Source organism: Collinsella sp. AF23-2, assembly GCF_003459245.1.
GTDB lineage: Bacteria > Actinomycetota > Coriobacteriia > Coriobacteriales > Coriobacteriaceae > Collinsella.
Map to the genome: position 1 here is coordinate 1 of NZ_QRVG01000019.1, position 20,962 is coordinate 20,962.

Annotated in this window: 23 protein-coding genes; 4 read left to right on the forward strand and 19 right to left on the reverse strand. The window is 59.3% G+C overall.

All coding sequences use genetic code 11. The features are described from left to right. Positions 1-152 precede the first annotated feature (152 nt). Entirely contained in the window at positions 153-983 is an 831-nt protein-coding gene (gene thiD / locus DWY03_RS07665) for a bifunctional hydroxymethylpyrimidine kinase/phosphomethylpyrimidine kinase (RefSeq protein WP_117840360.1), read from the forward strand. Between the two features lie 66 nt (positions 984-1,049). Here thiD and DWY03_RS07670 read toward each other — a convergent pair whose 3' ends face one another. The 5 genes from DWY03_RS07670 to DWY03_RS07690 all read right to left on the reverse strand — a co-directional run bounded on the left by DWY03_RS07670 (position 1,050) and on the right by DWY03_RS07690 (position 4,864). Then, a complete protein-coding gene (locus DWY03_RS07670) occupies positions 1,050-1,655 on the reverse strand; it encodes a pentapeptide repeat-containing protein (RefSeq protein ID WP_231500821.1) in 606 nt (201 codons plus the stop codon). An 85-nt stretch (positions 1,656-1,740) separates the two neighbouring features. Next, positions 1,741-2,400 (reverse strand): SGNH/GDSL hydrolase family protein, encoded by a 660-nt coding sequence (locus DWY03_RS07675; protein WP_117840362.1) that lies wholly within the window; start codon positions 2,398-2,400, stop codon positions 1,741-1,743. Between the two features lie 78 nt (positions 2,401-2,478). Continuing rightward, positions 2,479-3,612: a TIGR02452 family protein gene (locus DWY03_RS07680; RefSeq protein ID WP_117840363.1), complete on the reverse strand. Its 1,134-nt coding sequence runs from the start codon at positions 3,610-3,612 to the stop codon at positions 2,479-2,481. 138 nt (positions 3,613-3,750) lie between these two features. Beyond that, on the reverse strand, positions 3,751-4,446 hold the full coding sequence (locus tag DWY03_RS07685) for a Bax inhibitor-1 family protein (RefSeq protein ID WP_158558639.1): 696 nt from the start codon (positions 4,444-4,446) through the stop codon (positions 3,751-3,753). Between the two features lie 79 nt (positions 4,447-4,525). Then, positions 4,526-4,864: a hypothetical protein gene (locus DWY03_RS07690; RefSeq protein ID WP_117820376.1), complete on the reverse strand. Its 339-nt coding sequence runs from the start codon at positions 4,862-4,864 to the stop codon at positions 4,526-4,528. A 250-nt stretch (positions 4,865-5,114) separates the two neighbouring features. Here DWY03_RS07690 and DWY03_RS07695 point away from each other — a divergent pair, with 250 nt between their 5' ends. From DWY03_RS07695 to DWY03_RS07705, 3 genes are all read left to right on the forward strand, one after another. Then, the gene (locus DWY03_RS07695; RefSeq protein WP_055251696.1) at positions 5,115-6,164 is read left to right on the forward strand and encodes an inorganic phosphate transporter; all 1,050 of its coding nucleotides are present in this window, start codon (positions 5,115-5,117) and stop codon (positions 6,162-6,164) included. Between the two features lie 67 nt (positions 6,165-6,231). Next, positions 6,232-6,855, forward strand: a complete 624-nt coding sequence (locus tag DWY03_RS07700) for a DUF47 domain-containing protein (RefSeq protein ID WP_099431537.1) — start codon at positions 6,232-6,234, stop codon at positions 6,853-6,855. 283 nt (positions 6,856-7,138) lie between these two features. Next, the gene (locus tag DWY03_RS07705; RefSeq protein ID WP_117840365.1) at positions 7,139-7,669 is read left to right on the forward strand and encodes a nitroreductase family protein; all 531 of its coding nucleotides are present in this window, start codon (positions 7,139-7,141) and stop codon (positions 7,667-7,669) included. 166 nt (positions 7,670-7,835) lie between these two features. Here the strand turns inward: DWY03_RS07705 and DWY03_RS07710 are convergent, their stop codons facing one another. The 14 genes from DWY03_RS07710 to murC all read right to left on the reverse strand — a co-directional run bounded on the left by DWY03_RS07710 (position 7,836) and on the right by murC (position 20,865). After that, complete coding sequence (locus tag DWY03_RS07710; RefSeq protein WP_006234242.1) at positions 7,836-8,510, reverse strand: DivIVA domain-containing protein; 675 nt, start codon at positions 8,508-8,510, stop codon at positions 7,836-7,838. Positions 8,511-8,571: 61 nt separating this feature from the next. Then, the gene (locus tag DWY03_RS07715; RefSeq protein ID WP_040358293.1) at positions 8,572-8,859 is read right to left on the reverse strand and encodes a YggT family protein; all 288 of its coding nucleotides are present in this window, start codon (positions 8,857-8,859) and stop codon (positions 8,572-8,574) included. 15 nt (positions 8,860-8,874) lie between these two features. Further along, complete coding sequence (locus DWY03_RS07720) at positions 8,875-9,597, reverse strand: cell division protein SepF (protein ID WP_117840366.1); 723 nt, start codon at positions 9,595-9,597, stop codon at positions 8,875-8,877. Positions 9,598-9,657: 60 nt separating this feature from the next. Next, positions 9,658-10,395, reverse strand: coding sequence for a YggS family pyridoxal phosphate-dependent enzyme (locus DWY03_RS07725; protein ID WP_117840367.1), 738 nt, complete (start codon positions 10,393-10,395; stop codon positions 9,658-9,660). 119 nt (positions 10,396-10,514) lie between these two features. Then, a complete protein-coding gene (locus DWY03_RS07730) occupies positions 10,515-11,372 on the reverse strand; it encodes a PhoU domain-containing protein (RefSeq protein WP_117840368.1) in 858 nt (285 codons plus the stop codon). Between the two features lie 92 nt (positions 11,373-11,464). Beyond that, positions 11,465-12,268 (reverse strand): phosphate ABC transporter ATP-binding protein PstB, encoded by an 804-nt coding sequence (pstB, locus tag DWY03_RS07735; protein WP_117840369.1) that lies wholly within the window; start codon positions 12,266-12,268, stop codon positions 11,465-11,467. Positions 12,269-12,280: 12 nt separating this feature from the next. Further along, positions 12,281-13,186 (reverse strand): phosphate ABC transporter permease PstA, encoded by a 906-nt coding sequence (pstA, locus tag DWY03_RS07740; protein WP_117840370.1) that lies wholly within the window; start codon positions 13,184-13,186, stop codon positions 12,281-12,283. Between the two features lie 3 nt (positions 13,187-13,189). Continuing rightward, positions 13,190-14,116 carry a phosphate ABC transporter permease subunit PstC gene (gene pstC, locus DWY03_RS07745; protein ID WP_117840371.1) on the reverse strand — a complete coding sequence of 309 codons (927 nt, stop codon included), beginning with the start codon at positions 14,114-14,116 and terminating at the stop codon, positions 13,190-13,192. 1 nt (position 14,117) lies between these two features. Next, positions 14,118-14,954: a phosphate ABC transporter substrate-binding protein gene (locus DWY03_RS07750; protein WP_117840372.1), complete on the reverse strand. Its 837-nt coding sequence runs from the start codon at positions 14,952-14,954 to the stop codon at positions 14,118-14,120. Then, positions 14,951-15,751 (reverse strand): polyphenol oxidase family protein, encoded by an 801-nt coding sequence (locus tag DWY03_RS07755; protein ID WP_117840373.1) that lies wholly within the window; start codon positions 15,749-15,751, stop codon positions 14,951-14,953. Before DWY03_RS07755 ends, DWY03_RS07750 begins: the two co-directional genes overlap by 4 nt. A 211-nt stretch (positions 15,752-15,962) precedes the next feature. Next, positions 15,963-17,117 (reverse strand): cell division protein FtsZ, encoded by a 1,155-nt coding sequence (gene ftsZ, locus DWY03_RS07760; RefSeq protein ID WP_055251674.1) that lies wholly within the window; start codon positions 17,115-17,117, stop codon positions 15,963-15,965. 199 nt (positions 17,118-17,316) lie between these two features. Then, positions 17,317-18,105 (reverse strand): cell division protein FtsQ/DivIB, encoded by a 789-nt coding sequence (locus DWY03_RS07765; protein WP_226812441.1) that lies wholly within the window; start codon positions 18,103-18,105, stop codon positions 17,317-17,319. Between the two features lie 424 nt (positions 18,106-18,529). After that, positions 18,530-19,441 (reverse strand): UDP-N-acetylmuramate dehydrogenase, encoded by a 912-nt coding sequence (gene murB, locus DWY03_RS07770; RefSeq protein WP_006234257.1) that lies wholly within the window; start codon positions 19,439-19,441, stop codon positions 18,530-18,532. Positions 19,442-19,446: 5 nt separating this feature from the next. Further along, the gene (gene murC / locus DWY03_RS07775) at positions 19,447-20,865 is read right to left on the reverse strand and encodes a UDP-N-acetylmuramate--L-alanine ligase (RefSeq protein WP_117636008.1); all 1,419 of its coding nucleotides are present in this window, start codon (positions 20,863-20,865) and stop codon (positions 19,447-19,449) included. Positions 20,866-20,962: the final 97 nt, after the last annotated feature.

Here is a 20,962-nt window from a genome sequence, read left to right on the forward strand (position 1 = left end):
GCTGAGTCCTGAGGCCGTTGCAATGAAAATGAGAATCAAGGATTTTCGTAAAGATTGCATCGCCCGCCCGGGTTCGACATAGAGTCGGCCCGGGCATCTTTATAATGCTGGATTATAGACCCATTTGATTCCGACCGAACAAGGGAGCGAACATGGATCGCAGCAAGGTACCCGCCGTCCTGTCCATCGCAGGATCAGATTCCAGCGGTGGTGCCGGCATTCAGGCCGACATCAAGACCATCACGGCGCACCGCCTGTATGCCGAGACGGCCATCACCGCCATCACCGCACAGAACACCCTGGGCGTCACCGCCGTGCAGAACATCTCCCCGGATATTGTCGCGGCGCAGATCGATGCCGTTTTTGACGATATCCGCCCCAACGCCGTCAAGATTGGCATGGTTTCCTCTGCCAAGATTATCGATGTTATCGCCGACCGCCTGAGCGCCTGGAACGCGACAAACGTGGTAGTCGACCCCGTCATGGTAGCCACCTCGGGCGCACGGCTGATTGCCGAAGATGCCGCCGAGGCGCTCACCCGCCGCCTGTTCCCGCTAGCGACGGTTATCACGCCCAATATTCCCGAGGCCATGGCCCTGCTCGACTACGAGGTCGACTCCGAGCGCACGCAGCAAAATGCTGCCATGCTCCTCACCCGCCGCTTTGGTTGCGCATCCCTCGTTAAGGGCGGGCATCTTGTCAACGAGGCCAACGATGTACTGGCCGAACCCGCGCCACTCGATGACGAGGGCAACCATCTGGGAGATCCACTCACCACGTGGTTCCGCCACAAGCGCATCGAGACCGACAACACGCACGGCACCGGCTGCACGCTCTCGTCCGCCATCGCCTGCGCGCTGGCACAGGGCATGAATCTTGCCGATGCCGTCAACGCCGGCAAGGCATACCTGACAGGCGCTCTGGCCGCCGGCCTGGACATGGGCAAAGGCTCCGGCCCCGTCAACCACATGTGGCAGTACTGAGATTCGCAGCCCAAAACCGCCGCAAAGGGGACAGGCACCTTTGCGGCGGTTTTTCCTTTTTGACGTCTAGCCGTCGGCGAGTTGAATTCCCAACAAACCCGAGAGTGCCAGCGCCTGCTCGGCATTGACCGTCAGGCCACGCAACTCATGGTAATCGCCCGAAACAACGGGCGCCACAAATGTACAGCGCGACACATCAACGCCGGAAAGCGACGTCTTGAACACATCAACACGCGTCAGGTCACAGCCATCCAAGCGAACCTGCCTCAGCTTGGCACCCTGAAGCGCAGCCTCGCTCAGACGCGTATCGCATGCTGTCATAGGGCCAATACGCCCCTCCGAAAGATTTGCGTAGCTCAAGTCGCACGATCCAAACGACACACTCGACAGGCGCGCCTTGAGCAAGTTGAGTCCCGGTGCCGAGCAATCGACGAAGTCGCAGCGATTGAGCCAGCAGCCTTCCATATTGCTGCGAATAAAACGGCAGCCGCGAAACATCACGTCGCGGAAAGCAGAACCGCTCCAGTCGACGCCGTCGAACACGCAGGACCGAAACACGACGCCATCGAACGTCGCGCCGTTCGCAACGTCGTAGGCAAGCTCCAAATCCTCAAAAGCGGTGTTTGAGACAAGCTCGTCGCCCTCGGCAAAGAGGTCAATGAGCTCGTCCATGCCCATATGGCAACCGAGCCGCTCGCTAACGCGGGCAAATCCACCACAAAGGTGTCTGTCCCCTTTGTGGTGGTTTGGGATCACGCTACTCACCAAGCATCTCTTTGAGCTTGGCTGCCACGGCGTGACCCAGGCTCTCGTGGCTTTCGGGCATCATATGCAGATAGTCGATATCGCCCGGCTCGGCAAAGTCGGCGGCATTCAAAAAGTCGCAGCCAAACTGCTCGGCCACGTGCGTATAGTACTCGCCAAAATGCTCAGATGCCTCAACGGAATGCTCGTCAAAGTCGGTCATATACACATCGGCGATCTGCGGCTTGATCTTGATAGGAGCCATCAGCAGGATGCGCGGGCAAGGCGCAGCGTCGGTCCACGGAAACGCGCGGACGGCGCGAATCAGCGCCATGGCGCCACGGGCGATATCGGAAGCTGTCACGTTAAAGACCGTCTTACAGTCGTTGGTGCCCAGCATGATCACAATGGCGTCCAGCGGCTTATGAGCCTCGAGCAGCATCGGAAGCGCGCGAATGCCGTTGAGGTTAGTGTCCAGATGGCACATGTCGTCGCGTACCGTCGTGCGGCCGTTGAGGCCTTCTTCAATTACATGCCAGCCCTCGCCTAAGTCACGTTGGGCCACACCGCACCAGCGCACATCCTGCGCATAGCGCACCGCGGTACCGTCGCGCATACCCGCCGGATCGTAACCATAGGTGTTGCTGTCACCAAAGCACAGAACGTTTTTCATCGTAAGCTCCCCACTCAATAAAAAGCCGACGGAAGCAGCCTCTCCCGTCGGCTCGACCTATCTGTCAGCACGTACCGATTACAGGTACCTGCGCCAATCGTCCTCGTCCTCATCATCCTCGGTAGCAGCCTGGGCCTGCTCGGCGGCGCGAGCTGCCGCAGCGCGAGCGGCAACCTGGGCATAGGACTCCTCGTTGCGCTCGGGGAAGTTTGCCAGCACGTGCTCGAACTTGGCAAAATCCTCATCCCAGCGCGTAGAAGGCACGGCAAAGAAGACCTGCTTGACCTTAAAGTCGCCCGACGCGAGCTCCTTGCGGAAGAGCTCGGCCACGGCCTCTGCGTCAAAGCCGTTGTTGTCGCAGCCCCAAGCGCCCAGCACGAGCTTCTCGCGACCTAGCTCGTCACAGATGGCAAGCACAAAGCGAATGCGATCGTGCAGGGCGTCCAGCAGGGCATCGTCACCCACGCGATACTCCTGGCGAGCGCGCTTGACGTTGGGCGCGGCGGCAACGATTACGTCGGCATACGCATGCACGTGGTTGCGCTCGAAGCGTACCGCAGGCACCACCAGCGCACGGTTTCGGTAAAGCTCGCAGTTGATGTTGCGGCGACGGTTCTCGCCGTACCACTTACGCTGCTTATCGAGAACGTTGTACAGATACGAATCGGCGCACAGCGTGGCCTCCTGGCCCAGATAACCCTGAATATAGCCACCGCCCGGGTTGGTGAACGAGGCAAAGGCGAGCACGGCCATGTCGCAGAACTGCGCATAGCCGCGACCGTTATCGAGGATTGCCTGCGTGGCGGAGGCATCAAGCACAGTGACCTCGGGCAGGACCGGAGCGGGCTCCTCAGCAGGCGCGGACTCAGCTTCGGCGATTTCCTCGGCAGGCTCCTCGACGGGCTCGGGCGCTGCCTCGGTCTCGGGCGCTGCCTCGACCTCGGCAGCCTCCGCGTTCTCGACGTCCTCGGCGACCTGCTCTTCGGGGGCCACAGTAGTCTGAACCTTGGCCTTCATCGCCGCGACAAAGCCGGCGGGCATGCCGTCAAACTCGCGAACACCAGCAAGCGAACGCTCGATATCCTTGGCGCACGCTTCGGACACAGTCATCACATGGCGCTCGGCGGCCTTGGCACGGGCCTCGCGCTTGGGATTGGGCTGACCCGCTCGGTTGGACCTGCGGTTACGGTTCCTGTTGTCGACGTCTGCCATACGTGGTCACCTTTCCTGTCGCTGCCGCCATCGGCTTTTTCTCATCCATGATACCCCGCCGCGTACAAAAAAGACGGCCCCGAAGGACCGCCTTTCGCATCGATTTACACGCACGGCAAGCACCGCTGCAATTTGGCACTAGTCGCGACGACCGAGGATGTTCAGGATGCGCAGGAACACGTTGATAATGTCCACGAACAGATTGGACGCCATGAGCACCGCATTGGGCAGCGTGGGCGGCACCGTCGTGGCAACATAGGTGTCGTAGCCAATAAAGCCGGCGAACACCACGATCACGATCAGGTCGGTGATGGTCTGCGAGACGCCCATAAACATCAGCACGATCTCAACCAGAATAGTGGCGAGCAGAATGCCAAAGCCGATGCCATATACGCGCTGGAAAAACTTGGGGAACGTCACGCCCAAGGCGCCAAAGACAAAGGTGATGGCGGCCGTGGCGATAAAGGCAGTGTTGATGGTGGGCAGGTCGTAGTTGGCAAGGCCAAACGACGCGGTCAGGCCAAAGGTACTCGCAAAGATTACGTAGCCCACAAGGGACAGACCCACGGACTGCTTGCCCGCAGCAGCCGACATCATGACCATGCCGACGATGGTTAAAATAAACGAGCCAAAGACCAGTGGCAGGGCGGCGCCGCTCATCATCATGCGGGCAAACGCCATGGTGCTCGTAAAGTAAGCACCGGCGCCCATGGCGCAAAAGCCCAAGAAGATGAGGGCGGACATGGCAAGATTGTACGCGCGCGGCGACATCTCCTTGGCGCGGCTTGCGCCGGTCTCGATGGGGCCGTTCTGATAGCCCTGGATATCGTTCATACTTCGTCCTTTCAAAAAGCGCCACAACAGCGCCGTAGGTGACAAGATTCCTGCCATTGTACCCGAATGCCGCGCGCTCTTACCTGCGGCGCTCGCCCTCGAGCGTACGATCAAAAGCCCAGACCCACCAACGCATCACGTGCGCCTGCGAGCCGTCCGCCCGCTCACGCGTTTGGTCCTCCAGATACAACTCGGTCGCATGTCCGCCAAAACGTACCTTATAGGTTGCCGTACGAATGCCGTGAACCGTCAGGCCAAAACCGGTGGACGAGACAATCTCGTCGATCGTAAAGCAACGGCCGTCGACCCAGCAGACGGTGACCGGCACGACTTGTCCGCCCGCAAGGATGCGGGTCACGACGTCCACATACTGCTTGTGCACGCGCCGAGTTTTGCCGTCTGTCTGTCGATATTCCATGGCCCCTATTATCGAACGCATGTTTGCATATTGTAAAGCGAACAGACTGTGGTTTTGGGGTGTTGGGGCGCGCGCACGTGTCCTCATGGTGTGTTAGCAAAAAGAACACCCGCGGTCAACAGGGCTAATATTCATTTTTAGTGCCAAAAAATTCACTGCTCCCATCAGAACTCGGTAAAGAAACCCGCAGGAGGTGATACGATTTATCATGTTTCTGTAACGTGCCTGCAAACTTCGAGAAAGCCCATATATGGACGTAACGTTCTCAACCTTCCTCGGCCAACTTGTGTCGAACCCAGTCCTTGCCGTCACCGTGATCCTCGCGCTCGGCGCCATCTTCGTCAATGGATGGACCGACGCACCCAACGCCATCGCGACCTGCGTCACCACGCGTTGCATGCCCGCCCGCGCCGCCATCCTCATGAGTGCCGCATTCAACTTCCTTGGCGTGCTCATCATGACGCACTTTAACGCGAGCGTCGCCAACACCATCTCCCATATTGTCGACTTTGGCGGAAACAGCACCATGGCGCTCGCCTGCCTGTGCGCGGCGCTGTTCTCCATCGTCGTCTACGGCGCCACAGCGTCGCGTTTTGGCATCCCCACCTCGCAAAGCCACAGCCTTATCGCCGGCCTGACCGGTGCCGCCATCGCCCTCGGCGGTGCGAGCAGCGTCAACGTCCACGAGTGGATGAAGGTCATCTACGGCCTGGCGCTCTCCATCGGCCTGGGCTTTGTCATGGGCTGGGTCCTGTGCAAGCTCGTCTCGATTCTTTTCGCCGCCGCCAACAGGCGACGTGCCAATGTCTTCTTTAAATACGCTCAGATCGCAAGCGCTGCGGCCATGAGCTTTATGCACGGCGCGCAGGATGGACAGAAGTTCATCGGCGTGCTCTTTTTAGGCGTGGCCTTTGCCAGCGGCCAGACGAGCGTCGGCGATGCCGGCATCCCCATCTGGATTATGCTGCTGTGCTCGGCCACCATGGGCATCGGCACCAGCGTGGGCGGCGAGCGCATCATCAAGTCCGTTGGCCAGAGCATGGTCAAGCTCGAGAAGTACCAGGGCTTCTCCGCCGACCTGGCGGGCGCCGCAAACCTGCTGCTTGCCACGCTCACCGGCATCCCCGTGTCCTCCACTCACATCAAGACCTGCGCCATCATGGGCGTCGGCGCCGTCAAGCGCCTTTCGGCCATCAACTTCGGCGTCGTCAAGGACATGATGTTCACCTGGTTCTTCACCTTCCCCGCCTGTGGACTCATCAGCTTTGTCATGGCCAAGCTGTTCATGATGTTCATCTAGTCAAACCGAGCGTCCATCCGGACCGTAATACTTCGCCCACCCGTCTTCGCCTCGAAAGGACCCACTCATGGCAAAGAAACCCGATTCGTTCTACTTTGACAACTACGTCGCCTGCGCCGACCTTGCCGTCCAGGCCGCCGAGCTGCTCACCAAGATTTTCGAGAACTTCGATCCTGCAAAGATTCACGATATGCTCGACAAGATGCACGCGATCGAGCATGCGGCCGACAAGAAGCACCATGAGCTTGAGGACGCCCTGCTCACGGCCTTTATCACCCCGCTTGAGCGCGAGGACCTGGACCTGATGAGCTGCTCGCTCGACACCGTGCTCGACCGTATCGAGGGCGTCGTGCAGCGCGTCTACTTCACCAACATCCAGAGCATCCATCCCGACGCCATCGTCATCGCCCACAAGGTGACCGACGCCTGCCGCGCCATGAAGGACCTGATGGTCGAGCTGCCTAACTACCGCAAGTCCAAGACGCTGCGCGAGCTCGTCATCCAGATCAACACGATCGAGTCCGAGGCCGACGACCTCTACATCAACGCTATGCGCAACCTGCATGTCAACGGCAAAGATCCGCTCGAGGTCATCGCCTGGCGTGACGTGTACGCCTTCCTGGAGTACTGCGCTGACTGCTGTGAGAATGTGGCCGATGTCGTGGATTCGATTGTCATGAAGAACAGTTAATTGGGGGCACGTGTCCCGGCGGCGAAGGGCCGGCCACGGTTTGCTTTCTCACTCCGGCTGCTTTGCAGAGTCATTCGAAAGTAAACCGTGGCCGGCCCTTCGCCTTACGTACCACCATTGGGGACTTTGGCTGATAGTTGTAGCGCAATGGGGGTTTGGCTGAAGGGACCTTTGGTACCCGTTCGGACACTTTGGCCCTTGATGAGCGTTTGGCCGATTGCTGCTTTGGGTACTCTTTGGGTTACTTTTGGTTTGTTTGATTTTTAATTTTAGGAGGGCTTGTATGTCTTATTTGGATCTGGCTCGTGGTCGGTATTCTTGTCGTTCGTTTGAGGACCATCCTGTTGAGCAGGCTGTGGTGGACGCCATTGTTGAGGCTGGGCGTATTGCTCCTTCTGCTTGCAATAATCATCCTTCTCGTGTGATGGTGTTGGATACGCCTGAGCTTCTGGAGAAGGCTGCTGCTTGTCAGCCTCGGTTTGCTCGTGATGGGTCTATCTTTGGGGCTCCGCTTGTCTTCCTTATTTGCAGCGTTACCGATGATGCTTGGGTGCGCCCGTATGATCAGATGAACTCGAGTGCCATCGATACTTCGATCGTCTGCGATCAGATGATGATGGAGGCCACCGAGCAGGGCCTGGGAACGTGCTGGGTATGCCATTTTAAGCCTGAGGTGGCACAGGAGCAGTTCAATCTGCCCAAGGGCGTCTATCCCTATCACATGCTCGTCTGCGGATATCCTGCCGACCACATCGCCGATCCCGAGCATCGCGAGGCCCGTACCATTCCCCTCCCCGACTTCCTCCTCAAGTAGGTTTTGGGACATGCCTTAAAACCTACCCTTGACCGCTCACCCGTTCGCCGAGTTCTGCACCATTATGTGCAGGGCTCGGTTTTTTATGTTACGCACCCCGGCACAGTCATAAAAAAGGACCCGCAAGCTGCAGGTCCTTTCTAGGCACTAAATTGTAGGCCGAATGTTAGTCCAGGTCGTCGGCAGCAAAATTGTCGATCGGGGCGAAGGGATCGGCCACGGGGACAACCGGATCAGCGACGGGCAGCGGCTCGGCGGGAACAGTCACCGCAGGAGAAGCGGCAGAACCGACCGGCGTGGAGGCCATGAGGTCGGCCGGGAAGGAGTTCTGGGCATCGTCCATGAAGTGCTGGATGAGCTTGAGATACTCGGCCTTGAACTCCTCACGAGAAGCCTTGAGACGATCGATCTCCTCGAGCTCGGCCTGCTTTTCGGTCAGAGCCTGGCGGATAACCTCGCGGGCCTTGGCGTCAGCCTCGTTGCGGATACGCTCAGCGTTCTCGTTGGCATCGTTGACGATGGTCTCAGCGGTCTGCTGGGCAGCGATCAGGGCAGCGGAAATCTGGCGCTCCTGAGCGGAGAAGTCAGGGGCGGGAGCAGCCACGGGGGCGGCAGGAACGGCCTGGGCGGTGGCATCCTGAGCCTGGGCAAGCTGAGCCTGTGCGTCGGCAAGCTGCTGCTCGGTAGCAGTCAGACGACCCTTAAGGTCAACGATCTTAGCGAGCATAGCGTCAACCTCGGAAGACAGCGTCTCCAAGAAGACGTCGACCTCGGCAGGATCGTAGCCACGCTTGGCCTCAGAGAAAGTCTGAGCCTGGATGTCTGCGGGGGTAATAGCCATAACAAGTCTCCTTTTTCATCGCCTCGGCGCTACACGCCCGACGTAAGTTACTAAGTCAGTTCTATACGAGTATACCTATAAGAAGCTGCAGAACCAGCCTCTGCACCAACTGCAACGCAATAATCGCAACGACCGGCGAAAAATCGATACCGCCCATCGGCGGGATGAAACGACGGAACAGGTTGAGCCACGGACCGCACACGCTATCGAGCACCGCAGCAATATCCTGAAGCAAACCACCCTGCTTCATGGGAATCCACGTCATAAAGCAGTAGACGACAATAAGCGTGGAATAGAAGTTGAACAGCGTGTTGACCAGCTGGACGATAGTGTAGATGTTGATGGGAATCTCCTCGTCTTGTCTTTACTTGAGGTAGCCGTCGGCACGAAGCTTCTTGAGATCGGAATCTTTGACCTCGCAACCGGCGGGCAGCACCATGAACACGCGGTCGCCCACCTCCTTGACCGCGGCACCCAGACCGCAGGCAAAGCCGTAAGAGAAGTCCAAGACGCGCTTGGCAACTTCGGTGCGTACGCCCACAAAAATCAGTGCGACAGGCTGCTTGGTGCGAACGCGGCGCACCACGGTCTCCACGTCGTCGTAGCTCTCGGGGCGCAGGACATAGGCCGGCAGCTGCGGCGTGGCGTTGATGATATTGCTCGCATAGGCCGAGGCATCGCTCGGTGCAGGCGCGGGCGCAGCGGCGGCACGGGCGCGGGTGTTCTCGGCGTAGCTAGACGGCGTGTCATAGGCACCAGGACGATAACCGCTCGCAACACTGTCCTGCGAGCGCGAAGGCGGGTTATACGTCGTAGCATGGCGGGAGTCATCGCCGACCAGCTGACCGGAGCGCGTATACACGGCAACCGACTCAGCTTCACCGCGGCGCGTCTGACCAAGCAGGCCGTTGCTCGGCTCGTCTTGGGTGTAGAAGCCCTCGCCCGAAGCACCGCTGTAGCCGTTGCCCTGATAACTATCGTCATAGCCGTCATCGTAGCCGTAGTCGTCGTCCTGGCCATAACCCTGGTCGTAACCCTGCTGGCCGCCCAGGTGCATCTTATTTTTAATCTCGTCAAGGAAGCCCATGGTTGTGTCCTCTCGCGGTTTAGTGCAGGCGCCCCGATAATCAGTGCGCACTTCAGAGCCTTATTTTACTGCAAACTCCGGGCTAAATACTACCCTGCCCAGGCGAACGAGCGTAGAGCCCTCCTCAAGGGCAGGCTCAAAGTCCTCGCTCATGCCGCAGGAAAGCTCGGGCAGGCTCAAATCGGGATGCGCCGCCTCCAGCTCATCCCTCAGCTCACGAAGCCCCGCAAAGGTGCGGCGTGCTACATCCTTATTCCCCCGGGGCGCCATAGTCATAAGCCCCTGTACGCAAATTCCCTCAAGTTCCGCAAGCTCACCCGCGGCGGCGCGAATCTCATCGGGCGAAAAGCCTCCCTTCGACTCCTCACCACTCACATTGACCTCAATGAGCACACGCTGGGGGCCGGCGAGCTCGCCTGCCTCAATCTTGCGGACAGCACGGCTCGAAATCGCCTGCGCCAGATGAAGCGAACCCACCGAGTGAATCAGCTCGGCTGAGCCCAGCACCGCATTGATCTTATTGGTCTGCAGGTTGCCGATCATATCGAAGCGCACCTCGGGCAGCCCCGGATGCTCCGCCAGACCCGTGAGCTTGTGAACCAGCTCCTGCGGGCGGTTCTCGGCAAAATGGCGATACCCCGCCTGGATGGCGGCAACGGTCTCATCGACACCAACGGTCTTGGACACGGCAATGAGGCTCGCGGCGTCATGGGGACGGCCTGCGCGATCGAGCGCCGCATAAAAACGTTCCAGAATCTGCTCGCGGCGAGCGCGCATCAAGTCCAAATAGTTATCCATTGCTAATCGCCTCCGCTGACAGCCAAACAAGTAGTCCCATGCTAACGCAAGAGCGCGGCCCCGCATGTGCAAGGCCGCGCTCACTTAGGTATTTACAATCTTTCGACGAACGGGGTTACTTACTCCTCGTCGTCCTCGCCATCGTCCTCGTCCTCAAGATGATCGAGCAGGTAGCGAAGACCCTCGCTGACCTCGTTAGCGGGCACCTTGGCAACGTAGCGGGCGTCGACGGCGGGCCTCATGATAACACCCTCGCCCGAAGGCACGCGCATGCTCTCGAGCTCATCCTCATCAGTGCGGGCGATATCGCCGGCAGTCATACGCTGTCCGGTCAACAGGAAGGTCAGACGGCAGGCGGCATCGATGGAAATCGAAGCGATGCGATCGAGGTAGCGCGAAACCATGATGGCGCGGCGCAGGTCGTCATAGTTGCTGTCGTCGTCCATAAAGTCGCCCGTATCCATACGGTTAAAGGTGCGGAAGAACTTCTCGTAGGCGGCGTGCACTGGCTCGTCCTCGACGGCCAGGTTGCAGATGATGGACATGTCATTGGTGACGAGCGCAGAAAGCGAAGAGCCCAGCACCTGGTAGACGGCCTCAGCCTCGGCCTCGACCGTACCGACAAGCTCCTTGGGCAGCGAGATGTCGGCCTTGATCATATGACGCGTGGCACGGCAGATCTGACGGACCTTATCGGTCATGCGTTGCAGGTTAAAGTCGACGTAGATGATCGTCTGAAGCAGGCGGAAGTCGGAGGCGACCGGTGACTGCGTGGCGATCAGGTTGTAGCAAACGGCCTCCAGGTTGGCGCAGCGTGCGTCAATCGAAAGTGTGCGCTTCTTGGTCTTGGTGGCGAGCTTGCGGTCGTCGGTCACATAGGCCTTCACGGCATCGTGGAGGGCCAGGTCGACGGCCTCATAGATGCTCAGCATCTCGTGACGGGCCTCGATGAGCTGACGGGAAAACAGTTTGCGCATGGTTCACTCCAATCAGTTGGGTGCGGTCATGCCGCCCGCACAGTGAATACGCACCGGACCAGGTCCGATCGGCTTGGGACTAGTCGCACCGATCAGCCAAAGCGGCCGGTGATATAGTCTTCCGTCCGCGAGTCCACCGGGCTGGCGAAGATCGCGTCGGTTTGACCATACTCGATGAGCGTGGCGGGCTCGCCGGCAACTTCCTGCAAGAAGAATGCGGTGTAGTCGCTGATACGAGCTGCCTGCTGCATTGAATGCGTGACGATGATGATCGTCATCTCGGGCGCCAGCTCGGCCATCAGATCCTCGACCTTAGAGACGGACGTGGGGTCGATGGCGGAGCAGGGCTCGTCCATCAGAAGGACATCGGGTTGCACCGCAAGCACGCGCGCGATGCACAGACGCTGCTGCTGACCGCCCGAGAGCGCCAAACCATCCTTGTTGAGCTGATTGGATACCTCTTTCCAGAGGTTGGCGCGCTTGAGCGATTCTTCCACGATGTCATCGAGGTCGCTTTTGCTAGTCACGCCCTGCAGACGAGGGCCAAAGGCGACATTCTCGTAGATGGATTTGGGAAACGGGTTGGGCTGCTGAAAGATCATGCCCACGCGACGACGGAGGTCGACCGGGTCGACGCCCTCGGCATAGATATCATTGCCGTCGAGCGTCATGGTGCCCTCGACGCGCGTACCCTCGATCAGGTCATTCATGCGGTTGATGCAGCGCAAAAACGTCGATTTACCGCAGCCCGAAGGGCCGATAAACGAGGTGATGGCGTTTTTGGCGATGTTGAGGTCAAGCCCCGTCAGCGCATGAAAGTCACCGTACCAAAAGTTGAAATCCTTGGCCGTGATGGCCGCTTGCTCCAGCGTGGGAGCGGACTGATAAACGGACATGGGACTCCTTAACTAGCGACGCTTGCGCGACAGGAAGCGCGCAAACAGGTTGAAGGCCAGAATGATCACCATCAGCAAGAGCGCGGTGCCGTAGGCTGCGTTCATGTTGATGCCGTCGTTGGCAAGCAGGTACAGGTGAACCGTCATGGGGCGGCCGGAATCGAGCGGCGAAATAGGCAGGTTGATGGCCTGGCCCATGGTGTAGAGCACCACCGCGGTCTCGCCAATGGCACGGCCGATGGCAAGGACGATGCCCGTGGCAATACGGCCAAAGGCAGAAGGAAGCACGATCTTGGAGACAACCTGCCACTTGGTGGCGCCCAGGCCGTACGCGCCCCAACGGATATAGCGCGGAACGGCGCGAATGGCCTCTTCGGTGGTGCGCATGACGATGGGAAGCATCAAGAGCGCGAGCGCCAGAGCGGCCGAGACCATCGAAAGGCCCAGGCCCATGGCCTCGACAAACAAGGCGTAGCCAAACAGGCCCATAACGATGGAGGGCACCGAGGCCAAAGCGTCAGCAGCGTAGCGAATGAGCTCGACGACCTTGCCCTGCTTGGCGTACTCGGCCAGATAGACGGCTGCCAGCACAGCGATCGGCGTGCAGATAAGCATGGCGAGCGCCGTCACGTAGACGGTCGAGACGATCGTGGGCCAAATACCGCCCTCGGCGTTGACGCCCTGCGGCCAACCAAAGATAAAGTCGAGCGAGATATGCGGCAGGCCGTTGATGACCACGTAGGCGATGATAGCGACCAGCACCAGCGTGGTGATGTATGCTGCGACACGGAACACGCCGAGCATGATCTTGTTGGACAGGTCTTTGTTAATGCGACCCTTCTTGCCGTGGGAAAGGGCACGCTTAATGCGCTCGCGCGACGAGGTCGTATCGACCGTCGTGTCAACGGAATCGGACATAGCCTACCCCCTCTTCTTCTTGGAAATCAGACGGACGATGCCCACCAGCGTGGCGGAGATGATAAACAGGACCACGCCCATGCCGAACAGCGCCGAGCGGTGCAGACCCGAGGAATAGCTCATGTCGAGCGCAATCTGGCTCGTGAGCGTCGAGATAGGGCTCGCGATGCTATCGGGAATGACCGGGGCGTTGCCCACGACCATGAGCACGGCCATGGTCTCGCCGATGGCACGGCCCATACCCAGCACGATGGCATCCACGATACCCAGCTTGGCAGCAGGTAACACGACCTTATAGATGGTCTGCCACTTGGTGGCGCCCATGGCATAGGATGCCTCGCGAATGCCCATGGGAATGGAATTGAGAGCATCGATGGTGAGCGTGGTGATGGTAGGGACGATCATGATGGCAAGCACGAACCACGCCGTCAGCGCACCAAAGCCAAGACCACCGGTCAGTTGTGCGATAAACGGGCGGATGATGATCATGCCGAAAAAGCCGTAGATGATAGAAGGGATGCCGGCCAGCAGGTCGACGGCAGGGCTGATGAGCTTGCGCACGCGCTTGCCGGCGATCTCGACCAGGTATACGGCCGTACCCACACCTAGCGGCACGCCCATGGCGAGCGCACCGACGGTCACCAGACCTGAGCCGGCAAGCAGCGACATGATGCCGTAGTGGCCCTCAGAGGGCGCCCACGTAAAGCTAAAGAAGTCCGCCAGACCGATGTCGGTAAAGACGGGCAGCGCCGAGTACGTGGTAAAGACAAAAATCAGGATGACGGTAACGACCGCCAAGAACGCGCAGGCAAAGAAGATCCACTGCAGCGCCTTCTCCTTGATATAGGTACTGCGCGATACGAGCGCCAGCTCGCGCTTCTTGGGCGTCTGAACATTCTGCTCAGTCTGGGAGTTTTCCTGTGCTTCCATGCTACTCACTCCCCTTCTCGTCGTTGGTGACGGGAATAAAGCCCGCCTCGCGAATCTGCTTGTCCATCTTTTCGGACGTCACGTAGTCGATGTAATCCTGCGCCTGCTGCGAAGGCGCACCCTTCACAAAGAAGTAAAGGTCGCGCGAGATGGGATAGCCGCCGCTCGCGACCGTCTTCTCGGACGCCTCAACATGATTGACCGAGACGGCCTTGACCGAGGTCTTGGCATTGAGGCTATCGACGAAGCCCAGCGAAATGTAGCCAATGGCACCGCGCGAACGAGATACCACGTCGCGCACCTGGCCCGTGCCCGAAAGAACGGCCGAGCGGCGATCGAACGGGGTGCCGTCCATCACGATGGTACGAAAGGCCTCACGCGTGCCGGACGCCTCATCTCGATTGATGACCTGAATCCTCAGGTCCTCGCCACCGACCTCTTTCCAATTGGTAATCTTGCCGGCGTAGATATCGCGGAGCTGCTCGGTCGAGAGGTTATCGACCGGGTTATCGTCGTTCACGATGACCGCAATACCGTCGTGGGCAATGACGATGGGAGTCAGGCCCAGACCCTGTTCGTCGGCATTGAGTCCACGGGAGGAGCTGGCGATATCGGCCGTGCCGGCGCTGACGGCCTCGATGCCAGCGGAAGAACCCAAACCGGAAACGAGCACGTCAATGCCGGTCTCCTCCTTAAAGCCCTCGGCCGCAATCTCAGCGATAGGAAGGCAGGTCGTGGAGCCGGCGACGGTAATGGAAGAGGTAGAAGATCCCGAAGAACAGGCACACAGCGTAAGCGTAAGCACAGCGGCGCTCAGGACCGATACGATCTTTCTCATAGCATCACGCCGATCGCAGCATGGCGCCCACAGGTGCCGCCCTCGTTACGGTAGGAATAAAAGCGGTCGTTCTGACGCACAGTCGAAAGCTGGGTATCCACGATATTATCCGCGTCGACACCGACATCTACCAGCGCCTCGCAAATGGCAGCGGAAAGATCGAGCATGCGAGAGGTGCTCGCATCGACGCACGAGAACTCGGCGGCAAAGCGATCCATGAGTTCCTGGGATACCTCATATTCGTCACCCAAGATATGGGGGCCGATATAGGCGGAAACGTCGCTCGCATCGCAGCCGGCAGCATCGCAAAGCGCCTGGCACGCCTTGGCAGAAATACGTGCAATCGTGCCCTTCCAACCGGAGTGCACCACGGCAAATCCGCCAGGGGCCACCAGCACCACGGGGACGCAGTCGGCAAAGCAGAGCAGCACGGGTACGTTATGCGCCGTACAGACGATGGCATCGCAGCCCTCGGCAATCTGCTCGCGGACGTCCTCAAGGTCATCGGCGCCGTTCGAGGTCACCGCAACGATATGGTCACCATGGACCTGATTGGGAACGAGCAGGTTGTGCTCGCACTCGGCGGCACCCATAGCCTCGAGCGCGCGACGACGATTTTCTTGAACAGCAAAGGGATCATCGCCAACATGCGAGCCCAAGTTGAGTGAGGAGTACGCATCTTCGGAAACACCACCGGCGCGCTCGGTGAAGGCAAAGCGAACATCGGATGTCGCGCCCTCCACCAACGTAACTCCATCATGGTCGACACGCGAAACTTTGTCCGCACGTGCTGCCATACTAAAGCCTCCTAATAACACAAGTACCGCGGCATCGCCGCTACAGCCCGCGTTTATACGGCTGTCATACTTCTCTAAAAGGATACCCGCAGCGGTAGGGACCAAACGTAAAGGGAACGTAAGGAGATTGGAGGCTTTCGTTTACAAACGAGAAACAAAACGGGGTGCATCCAAATGGACACACCCCGTGCAGGTCGTTGAGAAAAACGAACTAGAAGCTACCGCGCTTCAGGAAGTCAGGAAGCTCGAACTGGTCGTTGCCAAAGTTGGGCAGCTCGGTACCACCGACGTTGCGGGTCGGAGCGGCCTGAGCCGGGCTGGCAGCCGGAGCGGTGCGCTGCGGCTCAGCGGAAGCAGCAGCCTTGCTCTGAGACTGCTGAGCAGCAAAGAGCTCGTCCTGACGGTTGACGTTGGAGTCGGAGAAGCCCGTAGCGATGACGGTGATACGCACCTGATCGCCCAGGGACTCGTCGACAACGGTACCGAAGATGATGTTGGCCTCGGGGTCGACGGCGTTGGCGACAACGTCGGCGGCGTCGCTGATCTCCTGGATGCCCAGGTCCTTGGAACCGGCAATGGAGAGCAGCACGCGCGTGGCACCATCGATGGAGCTCTCGAGCAGCGGGCTGGAGATGGCCTGCTGGGCAGCGTCGACGGCACGAGTATCCCCAGAAGAGGTACCGATACCCATCATGGCGGTACCGGCCTGCTTCATGATGGTCTTAACATCGGCGAAGTCCAGGTTGATAATACCGGGGACGGTGATGAGGTCGGTGATGCCCTGGGTGCCCTGGGAAAGGACGCCATCGGCAATCGCGAAGGCCTCGAGCATGGTGGTCTTCTTCTCGGCGATGTCGAGCAGCTTATCGTTAGGGATGACGATCATGGTATCGACGCAATCGGAGAGGGTCTTGATGCCCTCCTCGGCGCTCTTCTTGCGCTTGCGGCCCTCGAAGGTGAAGGGCTTGGTCACGACGGCGACGGTCAGTGCGCCGACCTCGTTCATCGCGATATCGGCAACGATGGGAGCAGCACCGGTACCGGTGCCACCGCCCTCGCCACAGGTGATGAACACCATGTCGGCGCCAGCGAGCGCCTCGGCAATGTCGTCGCGGGACTCATCGGCAGCCTTGCGGCCAACCTCGGGGTTGGCGCCGGCGCCGAGGCCGCGGGTAAGGTCGGTGCCGATGTGCACCTTGATATCGGCATCAGAGATCGCGAGTGCCTGAGCATCGGTGTTGATGGCAACAAACTCGACGCCGCGGATGCCCTCTTCGATCATTCGATTGACCGCGTTGGTACCGCCGCCGCCGACGCCGACCACCTTAATGACGGCAAGGTAGTTGTTGATCTCTGTCTCGTGCATGTCGGTCCTCCGAACAAAGGTTATAGCCATAGCATGGGTCGACCCCTGCGCACATTAACCTTCAGGTTGAAAGTAAATGCAAAGGTAAACCGTATTATGTTTGCACATTATGAACGTATCAGTCAAATAATTGACCGTGAAAACCAAACAAACCAGATAAACGGCGTGGTATGGCCCCTCAACAAAGCATCAACCAGCGCTACGAGGTCGGAGCATTCCTAAATGTGTAGTTGCCCGGAGAGCGCACATTGATATACGTTACGCCCTCTACCTGCGAAAGCAACTTGGTGACTACGCGTTCCTTCTTGGCGATATCGTCCGAATCGCCCAGCGACACCTCAATGCCGTTATTGAGGTTTGCCGAGATGGCTTCGACCGAAGGCGTGGAAATATCCTTGACTTGTCCCAAGAACTCGCTCGAAAAACCACGCACATAATCCAAGCCAGCCTTAACGGCCTTGGAGCTCACCGCCTGGCCGGAAACCGGAGCGACATCCGCCGAGACATCAGTCAGCAACACCGCACCATAGTGCTTAGCGAGCGCCAATGCGGCATCAATGCCGGTCAGGGTATTTGAGCCCTGCCCTGTCGTGATGACGTTGCCCTGGTCGTCCACTTCGACCGACGTCGACAGCGGGGCGATCCAGGTGTCATCATCCCCGATGGCCCAGGCAAGGTCATCGGAGCTGATATAGGCAATTGCGATGACCTTGCGCTCCATCGGCGTAATGATGAGCGTATGCGGGAACTGACGCTGGACATCCACGCCCGAGACCCACGGGTTCTGCTTGAGGTCCTCGGTAATCTGGTCGGGATCGACGTTAAAAAGCGACGTTCCCTCGGGCAAATCGATCAGCTGGATAGCATCGTGCTTCGTCACATGCTCGCTGCCTTGAATCTGAATATCAGTGGCGGTAAACAATCCAGAGTTAATCACCACGATGGCAACGACGACGAGCACGGCCAAGACGGCCAGAACGCCGCCCACGATTTTGCCTTTGCCTGTAACGACAGAAGCGGCGTCTGATGTTTTATTTACCATCGCCCCAAGTGAAGACAACGGGTTGACGCCTTTTTTACTCGAAGGCTTCTTGGCGGTAGCCGGCACCGATGTCAGCGAGCGCGGTTTCGATGCGCCCAGCGTGCGACCCGGACGCGCCGCCTTAGTTCCTGTCGAGGGTTTAGGAGTTGCCATAGGACGGGCAGGCTTGACGCCCATAACAGGCTTTGACGTCACCGAGGGACGCGAGGACTTTTTTTCGGCCGGACGATTACCGAGCTGCGAGCCGACGACCGGACGACCGGCCTGTCGAACATGCCCGACAGACTTAGAGTGCGCGACGGTATTGCGTTGAGGTTTGGCAGGCGCGCCGGAACGCCCTCCGGCGCGGCGGAAGGTGGGTTTCGATGCTCTAGAAGCCGAGGAATTTAACTTCCGGTCTGAGCTCGATGCCATACGCCTCCCTCACCTTTCCGTGCACATGTCTGATAACCGCGGCAACGTCATCGGCCGAGGCAGTTCCGTTATTAACGATAAAATTAGCGTGAACGGGCGAAACTTCCGCGCCGCCAATCGAAAAACCCTTTAATCCACAATCCTCGATAAGCTTGCCCACGCTCGCATCGGGCGGGTTGCGAAAGACCGACCCGCAGGATGCGCGACCCATGGGCTGCGTACGCTTGCGCCTCGTCAGGTACCGTTCCATGCGCTCGCGAATGTCGGCCTTGGGCGCCGGTTTAAGCTTGAGCACGCACTCGAGGATGATCTCATTGCGGGGAAGGCTACATTCGCGGTAGCCCCAAGTGATCTCGGACCCCGCATAATGTTTGATACCGGATGCCGGGTCAAACGTTACGACATCCTCAACCAGCGAGCCAATCCACTCGGTCCGTGTGCCGGCATTCATAGATATCGCACCGCCGACCGAACCAGGGATGCCAACGGCAAACTCAAGGCCCGAGAGGCTCCGCGACAGGGCATCGTTAACCAGGCGCGCAAACATCACGCCCGCACCGACCGTCAGCGTACAACCGTCATCGGCAACAACCGTGCGCTGAAACTCACGTCCGAGCGAAATGACGGCACCGCGATAACCGCCATCGGCAACCAGCAGATTGGAGCCCTTGCCAATGATGACCCACGGCACCTGCTCGCGATCGAGCACCGCCACGGCGCGGCGGAGAGCATGATAGCTATGGCACGTCACAAAGAGGTCGGCCTTGCCGCCGATACGATAGCTCGTATGACGCGCAAGGCGCTCGTCCTCGATCACATCCGTGTCGATCATGCCCGAGAGCGCCATGACGGCGTTAAACAGACCCATTAGACTTAAGCGTCTTTCTTGGCAGTCAGATACTCAATGAACTCGGGACCGACGGTCGTAACGTCACCGGCACCCATAGTGAGCAGCAGGTCGCCCTCGCCCACCATCTGCTCGAGCTCCTGATTGAGCTCAAGACGGCTAGAGCAGTACACGACCTCCTTGCCAGGATGCTTGGCGCGCACGGTATCGGCGAGCATCTTAGAGGTGACACCCGGAATGGGCATCTCGCCAGCCGAGAACACATCGATCAGCAGCAGTTTATCGGCATTGGCAAATGCATCGGCAAAGTCGTCGCACAGAGCCTGCAGGCGCGAATAGCGGTGCGGCTGGAACACGACGTCGACGTGCTTGTAACCCAGCGACGAAGCGGCAGCAAGCGTCGCCTTGATCTCGGTGGGATGATGGCCGTAATCATCAACTACGGTAATGCCATCGATATCGCCCACGTGGGTAAAGCGACGGCGGACGCCCTCAAAGCTCGAGAGCGCCTTGGCGGCGGCGTCGATGTCAAGGCCCAGGACATGGGCGACGGTGAGCACCGCCGTGGCGTTGAGCATGTTGTGGCGACCGGGATTGCTCTTGATCTCCACAGCGCGCTCAGTGCCGTCCTCAAAGCGAACGATAAAGTCACTCTGGATGCCCTTGACATCCGGGTGCATGCAGACGATGTCGTTGCTCTCGGCAAAGCCGTAGGAAAGCACGTGACGGCCCGTCGACTTGGCGAGCTCGACCAGATGCGGGTCCTCACCGCAGACGATGACGGTGCCGTCCTCGCCCACCAGGCTCATGAATTTGGCGAAAGTTGCCTCGATCTCCTCGATACCCGAGTAGTGATCGAGGTGGTCGGCCTCGACGTTGGTCACAATGACTACGTTGGGGTTCAGGAACAGGAAGGAGCTGTCGGACTCGTCGGCCTCGGCGACAAAGTAGTCGCCCGAGCCGTTCTTGCCGTTCGTGTCATAGCCCTCAACGATGCCACCGATCAGGAAGCTCGGATCCAGACCCATGCGGTCGAGCATGGTGGCACACATCGAAGACGTGGTGGTCTTGCCATGCGTGCCGGCAACAGCGACGGTGGTGTAGCCGTGGCCCAAAGCAGAGAGCATCTTGGCACGGGGCCACACGGGAATACCAAGCTCGCGAGCACGCACGAGTTCAGGGTTGGACTCCGGAATAGCGGTGGAGACAACAACCACGTCGGGCTTGACCTCGTCGATCGTGGCGGCCTCATGGCCCACATGCACCTTCACACCAGCGCGGGTAAGCTGGCGGATATAACGTGACGTCTTAAGGTCGGAGCCGGTAACGGCATAACCGCGCTCGTGCAGAACGAGGGCGATGCCGCTCATGCCGGCGCCGCCGATACCGATAAAGTGGGCGCTCTTAAACTCGGGCGCGGAGGTTGCAGTCTGGGAATCAGCCATGTGCTCGTGTACTCCTTGCGTAAACACTGCCTGTAACCCGTTAACTGTACCGCACCTACCGCATCAGCGCGAGGGCGACCGAAGATATCCCGTCTAA